Below are 6,767 nucleotides of genomic sequence, written 5' to 3'. Positions count from 1 at the left end.
AGGTCCCGCCAGGCAATCCCACACCGGTACCGGTAAATGATGCCTTCCACGACTTTGCGATTGCCCCGGAACGGACGCCCACGCCTCCCGTCAGAGCTCGGCAACAACGGCTCGATCCGGGACCATTGATCATCACTCAAGACAGAAGTTCGCGACACACCTTAAGCATTCCAGCCAGCCATCCCTCAATTTAGGAGACACGCCCTAGGTGAGTTGACGGTCCAGCTCGGGTGACGATATCTGGACCTCGCGGGGGTTCGTGATGATATGCGGGAGTATGGTCGTTGCCTGCTGGACGGCGAGGGCACCCCACGTGACGGCCCGCCGTAGCGCCTCGTGAGGCCCCTCCGGCATTTGACTGTCGCAACGGGCGACGCTGAGATAGCCTGCCAGCGCCGCGTCTCCCGCGCCCGTCGTGTTGACCACGCGCGCTGCCGGCCCGTGTGCCCAAAAGGTTCCCCGGTCGCTGACTTCAAGGATGCCGTCCGGGCCAAGGCTGGCCAGAACCGTATCGACTCCCCGCGCTCTTACTATGTTGGCGGCGTCTACGGCGTCCTTTAGCGACCGCACTGTAACGCCAGCCATGACGCTCAGTTCGTCAGCGTTAGGTTTCACCAGGTTGGGTTGGCATGCGTTGGCCTGCCCCGCCCGGGCTTCGCCAGCAGGTGTATCCAGGCAGATGGATACTCCGAGGGAACGCACTGCGTGGAAAAGGGGCTGTAAGTCGACCAATTCGCCGGTAGCCGTGTTCATGGGCAACGAACCGCCGAGCACGAACCAGTCGGCGCTGATTCTCTGAATTTCATCGGTAACCGCTTGGCATACCCGGTTCCACTGGGCGGAGTCCAGAGGAGCAGGGCGCGCATTGATATTGGTCGTCGTGCCCGAATCATCGACGAGAATTACATTGGTTCGAAGCGGCTTTCCCACTTTCACCCCATGGATTACCTCTTTGAGGTTGTCACCGGGCCCAGCGGTGGCGGTTCTATCCTGGTCAATCGGGAGCACAGCCGAAACTGCGTTGCCGGCTCGATGGAGGCTTCTGGCTACGTTGACTCCGTTCCCGGCTAAATACGTGGTCACGCTCTTGGCCCTGTTGACCTGGCCTGCCCGGACTTGTTTCAGGAAGTACACCTTGTCAATTGAGGGTGCTGGGGTAAGAGTGACGACCCGGGGGGCAGCCAAAGTGCGCTGGTTATGGTCGCGGGAGGTCGCAGTTCGGCTGCTAGTGATCCTCTCCGCCTTTGCTTTTCCCAAGCTGCCCCCCATGATGTGCCCGGACATGGGCATGGTCGCGGTCATGGTCTTATCCCTTTCAGTCCAGAGTGATGTGGATTGATGACTTCGTCCCTGTGGAAGGGACCCGTACACCGCCAAAACCGAGCCGGAGAACGCCCCGGACATTTACGCCGTCCACCCCTGGGACCTGCTGGTGTGATTCAGGAGGAGCTGCTCGTCACAGGGGGTATGCCCCGGGTTCCCGCCGCATCGTGATCCAGCGCGTCTCGGTGAAGGCATCGATGCTCGCCTGCGCGCCACCGTGGCGAGATCCCGTGCCTGAAGCGCCGACGCCTCCGAAGGGTGTGTTCGCCTCGTCGTTAACCGTTTGGTCGTTGATGTGCACTATGCCCGTCGGGATGAGCCGTGCCATCTCGAGCGCCGCCATCACGTCTGCGGTCACGATGCCAAGGGAGAGCCCGAAGTCGGTCTCGGCGGCCAGTTTGACGGCTTCGTCGTCGGAGGAGAACGGCACTACCGAGGCAACCGGGCCGAACACTTCGTCGCAGTATGCGGTGGCCTCAAGCGGTGGGTTAGCCAGAACCGTTGGCCGGTAAAACAGTCCGTCGTATGTGCCCCCTGCACGAAGATCAGCGCCCTGTGCAACAGCATCCTGGACCAACGTATGGACGCGGTCGCGCTGCACTTCGTCGATCAGGGGGCCCAGGTGCGCGGGTCCGGCCGCCGGATCTCCGACGTGCATGGTCTCAGCTTTAGCCGCGAGCTTGGAAACGTACTCCTCGAACAGGGACTCATGCACAATGTGGCGCCCCACCGTCATGCAGATCTGTCCCTGGTGCAGGAATGATCCCCAGGTGGCGAGGTTGACGGCTTTGTCCACGTCAGCATCATGGCGCACGACGAACGCCGAATTGCCGCCGAGCTCGAGGTGGGCGCGGGTGAGGTGCCGGCCGGCCAGCTCACCGACAAGACGCCCGGCACGCGTGGAACCTGTGAAGGCGATGACGCGAACACGGGGATCAGTCACCATGGCTTCACCGACGTCGGCGCCGCCGGGGACGAGTTGGAGCAGGCCTGGAGGCAATCCAGCTTCCTCGAAGATCCGCACCATGGATACGCCGCCTGTGATGATCGTGCGGGGGTCCGGCTTCAACAACACGGCGTTGCCCAGGGCGAGTGCCGGCGCGACGGCACGGATGCCGAGGATCAGCGGAACGTTGAAGGGCGAGATCACGCCCACGACGCCTACTGGAACCTGCTCGGCGAGGGAGAGGCGGGGCTGCTCGCTCGAAAGGACCGCGCCCCGGGGTGCGGAGGGAAGGGCAGATGCCTCGTAGCACTCCGCAGCCGTGACGTGGAGGGCGAAGCCCGCCAGGGGGGGAATGGCCCCCACCTCGCGTATGTTCCAACCCGCGATCTCCTCGGCGTGTTCCTCCCATAACTGTCCGGCCCGCCGCAGCACAGCGGCGCGGACAGGATGAGGTGTGGCCGCCCACTCCTTCTGTGCCCTTGCGGCTCCCTCCGCGGCCAGTGCCACATCCTCCGGACCGGCAAGGCCCACCATGGCGAGTGTGTTCCCGGTGGCCGGTTCTATCGATGCAACTTCGCCTGCAGCGCCGGTGACCCACTCGCCGTCGATGTAGATCTTCCCCGCAAAAGTTGCCTCGTCAATGAGGTTGCCGCGGGTTTCCATGGTCGTAGTCATGTTCCTGCCTTTCGGTGTATTTGTTTCGTGGTTACTCAAACGCGGGCAGCGGTCTTAGATGCCCAGCCGGTGTCGATGGTGTTCGCTGCGTCAGCTGAGAGGGCTGCAGCGTGTTGATAGGGGCTCCGCCAGATGGAGAGCATGTCTGACGCCGGGCGGCCGAGGGTGGAGCGCGAGAACGCCTCGATGCCCCACCTTCCCTCGTAGCCGTCTTCCAGGGCCTGCCGTACGATGCCGGCGATGTCCACCGCCCCTGATGACAATGGACCTCGTCCGGACTGCCCCAGCTCGAGGTAGCGGAGCCGGGGCAATGCTGTACGGATTGCCGCCGACGCGTCGGCTTCTTCGATGGCCATGTGAAAGGTGTCCAAATGGATCCCAAGGTGCTCGGAGCCGCTCGCAGCGACATACTCCATTGCCTGAGCGGCAGTGTTAACTACGGAGGTTTCGTAGCGGTTGAGGACTTCGAAGGTCATGAGTACACCGCGATCGTGAGACTCGTCGGCGATGCTCCCCACCTCAGCCGCCGACCTTTCAAACGCATCACGCCCGGTGGGGCCGGTCGGATGGCCGAAAATTCCGTAGGGCACGCCGTTCATCTGGTCTGCACCGAGGGCGACGGTCAGATCCAGCGTCCGCCGTAGGAGGGTGACCCCGGCTTGCCGTACATCTTCACTTGGTGAGGAGACGTCCGCATCCGGGCTCTGACCTGCCATGGTGATCGGAGCCAAGCCGCGGGCCGCCAGGAGCGCACGGAGTGCTGGCACGTCAACGTCATCCGGATCCAGCGGTGGCAGTACAAGCCGCCGGTAGCCGGCGGCGGCAATTGCATCCAGTGCCGCGGGCAGCTGCTTCGAGGAAAGGCCGGGTGCGAAGATGTTCAGGTGGCAGGCCACATCCAGATCGGCGTTCATAATCCGTCTCCCTAGAACGTGGGCAGATCGAGGCGCTGTTTGAAGCTGGAGTATCCGTCATCGACGTGCACCACGGTTCCGTTGATCGCGTTAGCTTCGTCGGAGGCGAGGAAAGCGACCACGTCGGCAATCTCATCGGGCTCGGTCAGGACGCCACGCATCTGCTCGGTTGCGAACGTACGCCTCAACTCATCGCTGAACTGGTTGATGATCGGGGTTCCTACCCTTCCAGGGGTGATCGCCACCGAACGTACCCCGTATTCGGCGAGCTCGTATGCGGCCGAACGGGTGAAGGAGATGACGGCAGCCTTCGCTGCGCTGTACGAGAAGGACAGCTCAGCGGCCTGCTCGCCGTAGATCGATGAGGTGTTGATGATAACTCCGCCCCTGCCTTGGTCGCGGAACTGGCGGCCGGCGGCGAGGATGCCGTGGTAGACGCCGTCCTGGTCGATGCGGATCATGGGCGCGTAATCGCGCTCCGGGTCGTGGTCGAGCAGGGGCTTGCCGCCTGCAATGCCCGCGTTGTTGAAGATGATGTCGAGTCCGCCGAACAGTTCCACAGCACGAGCCACAGTCGCTTCAACTTCGGAGAACCGTGACACGTCTACTTGTGCCGCGGCTGCGGCGCCTTCGAAGCCGGCTGCCGTTGCTTCGGCGACGACCTTTTCTGCCTGTTCCAGGTTGAGGTCCGCGACCAACACCCGGGCTCCCTCGCGGACGAACTTTAGTACGGTGGCCCGGCCGATTCCGCTGGCTCCGCCGGTGATGATGGCGACTTTGCCTTCCAAACGCATGATTGTTCTCTCTCTGATTGCTAGTGGTTTGCCTGTGCAGTGCCCAGGACCGGCTTTTTACCAGCCCCGGGCAGGCGTGTCAGTCGGTCGGCTTGATGTCGTTGACGTTGGTGCGATCAACCAGGGTGACGTCGGTCGCGATGAAGTTCTTGGCCGGCTTGGCGCCCGTCTTCTCATAGGCCGTGATGTCGTCCATGACCAGGTTGAGAACCATCGGCCAGTCCTGCACTACCGTCGCGTAGAAGGGGCCGTTCTTTTTGATCTCCGCGAGGGCGATGCCCACCGCGTCGACGCCTGTTACAGGGGTGTCCTTATGGCCTGCCTCGTTAAGGGCCTGCACCGCACCCAGTGCGGCGTGGTCAAAACCCACCCATACGCCGTCAAGCCCGTTTGGGTTGGCCTGGAGGTAGTCAGTGACGAATTTAAGCGCTTCTTCCTGAGACGTCCCGGGGTTCAGGATCTGCTTGATCTCGCCGCCGGCAATGTTCGCGCCGGCAGACTTCAGAAGGTCTTCCGCTATGTGGCTGCGGGTCATGATTCCGACGTGCGGGTCGTGGCCGATGATCATGACGTTCTTGCCTTTCAGGCCTCCCATGGCTTTCTCGAGGGAACCTACGGTGAGATCGGCAATTTGTTGCTGATTCGTCGTCGCATCAACTACGAAGTCGTCGTTGGGCTCTACGCCACCGTCAATAGAAAAGATCGGAATGTCTGCGGCTTTCGCGGCGTTTGCCAGCGGTGCTATCTGGCGTGGGTCCGGGAATCCGGCGAAAATTGCATCGACGCCTTGGGTGATTGCGCCGGTGACATCGGTGTTGATCTTGTCGTAGTCAAACTCGCTTGTATACAGTCTTACGTCCCAGCCCCGCTCTTTGCCCTTTTGGACGAAGGCGTCGACGGTGGACTTGCCAACGGGTGTGCCGTAGCCGGCGGTGAAGGCGGCCACGGTGAACGTGTCGGAATCTCCTGCGGCGGGACCGGAACAGCCGGTGAGTGCCAGCGCCGAAGCCATCGCCAGTCCGGCGAGTGCAGTCATTTTCTTACGCATCATCTACTCCTTTGTTTGATTGCGTGTGTTGGATTTAGGGGCGGTGCGTTGGTTCTGCTGATGTGATGCTGCTGCGCTACGCGTCGCGGGCTTTGAGCGCTGAGAGGGTGACGGCGGCGATGATGATGAGCCCGGTGAGCACCTGCTGGATGTAGGTGTTCACGCCGATGATGTTCAGGCCGTTGCTCATGACTCCGATGATGCCGACGCCCACGAGGGTGCCGCCGACGTTCGCTTGTCCGGACTTCAGGATGGTCATGCCCAGGAAGACCGCCGCGACGGCCAGCATCATGTAATTGTTTGCGCTTGCCGAACTCGCGCTTCCCAGTCGGCTGACCAGGATGATGCCGCCGATCGCGGATGCCAGACCGGCGATAACGAAGGCGAGGAAACGGGTCCACTGCACGTTCACGCCGGAAAGCCTGGCAACCTCAGCGTTGCCGCCCACGGCATACCACCGACGGCCGAGGGTGGTGAACCGCAGGACCAGCCACAGGATGAGGCCCACAGCGACGGCAAAGAAGATGGGCAGTGGGATTCCAAGTGGTCGGCCTTGGCCGATGGTGAAGAAGTCTTCGGGCATTCCGTAGAGCGTGGTGCCACTGGTGACGAGGAAGGCCAGGCCGCCTACCGTCGTCATCGTTGCGAGGGTGGCCACGAATGCGGAGAGCTTCAAGAAGGCGACGAGGAAACCGTTCACCATTCCCACGAGGATTCCGACGCACAGCCCCGCGATGATTGCCAGGGGAACCGGGGTTCCTCCGATCATCAACGCTGCTGCTGTTGCGCCTGAAAGAGTGGCGTTCGTGCCCACTGAGAGGTCGAAGTCGCCAACCACCATCACGGTGGTTTGTCCCACGGCGATGATCGTGAGGATGGCGATCTGCTCGAAGATGTTCCGCACGTTACCGAAGCTGAGGAACACTTCCGGCCGCATGATCGTGAAGAAGGCGATGAGCAGGATCAGGGCGACGACGGTGCCGCCCTGCCGGAAGAGCTGAAAGAGGGGTTTTTGCTCGCGTGTGGGCAAAGTTGTCGCCGGCGAGAGCGTGTCGGTTTTGGTCATG

7 protein-coding genes are annotated in these 6,767 nt (G+C 62.3%); all 7 read right to left on the bottom strand.

What is annotated here, in order from left to right; genetic code table 11:
* The coding region (locus tag ACKAE7_RS00770) for a transposase (protein ID WP_408978268.1) at positions 1-158 on the bottom strand (158 nt) is incomplete at its 3' end.
* 46 nt (positions 159-204) lie between these two features.
* A complete protein-coding gene (locus ACKAE7_RS00765) occupies positions 205-1,302 on the bottom strand; it encodes a 1-phosphofructokinase family hexose kinase (RefSeq protein WP_408978262.1) in 1,098 nt (365 codons plus the stop codon).
* 154 nt (positions 1,303-1,456) lie between these two features.
* Positions 1,457-2,944, bottom strand: a complete 1,488-nt coding sequence (locus ACKAE7_RS00760; protein ID WP_408978261.1) for a benzaldehyde dehydrogenase — start codon at positions 2,942-2,944, stop codon at positions 1,457-1,459.
* 35 nt (positions 2,945-2,979) lie between these two features.
* A complete protein-coding gene (locus ACKAE7_RS00755) occupies positions 2,980-3,858 on the bottom strand; it encodes a sugar phosphate isomerase/epimerase family protein (RefSeq protein ID WP_408978260.1) in 879 nt (292 codons plus the stop codon).
* Positions 3,859-3,869: 11 nt separating this feature from the next.
* Positions 3,870-4,652 carry an SDR family NAD(P)-dependent oxidoreductase gene (locus tag ACKAE7_RS00750; protein WP_408978259.1) on the bottom strand — a complete coding sequence of 261 codons (783 nt, stop codon included), beginning with the start codon at positions 4,650-4,652 and terminating at the stop codon, positions 3,870-3,872.
* A gap of 79 nt (positions 4,653-4,731) precedes the next feature.
* The gene (locus ACKAE7_RS00745) at positions 4,732-5,700 is read right to left on the bottom strand and encodes a sugar ABC transporter substrate-binding protein (protein ID WP_408978258.1); all 969 of its coding nucleotides are present in this window, start codon (positions 5,698-5,700) and stop codon (positions 4,732-4,734) included.
* A 76-nt stretch (positions 5,701-5,776) separates the two neighbouring features.
* Positions 5,777-6,766 carry an ABC transporter permease gene (locus ACKAE7_RS00740; protein WP_408978257.1) on the bottom strand — a complete coding sequence of 330 codons (990 nt, stop codon included), beginning with the start codon at positions 6,764-6,766 and terminating at the stop codon, positions 5,777-5,779.
* Position 6,767: the final 1 nt, after the last annotated feature.

This window comes from Pseudarthrobacter sp. NKDBFgelt (genome assembly GCF_046097905.1).
Lineage (GTDB): Bacteria > Actinomycetota > Actinomycetes > Actinomycetales > Micrococcaceae > Arthrobacter > Arthrobacter polychromogenes.
The sequence above is the reverse complement of the archived record's forward strand: the minus strand, read 5'-3'. Positions and strand labels throughout refer to the sequence as shown.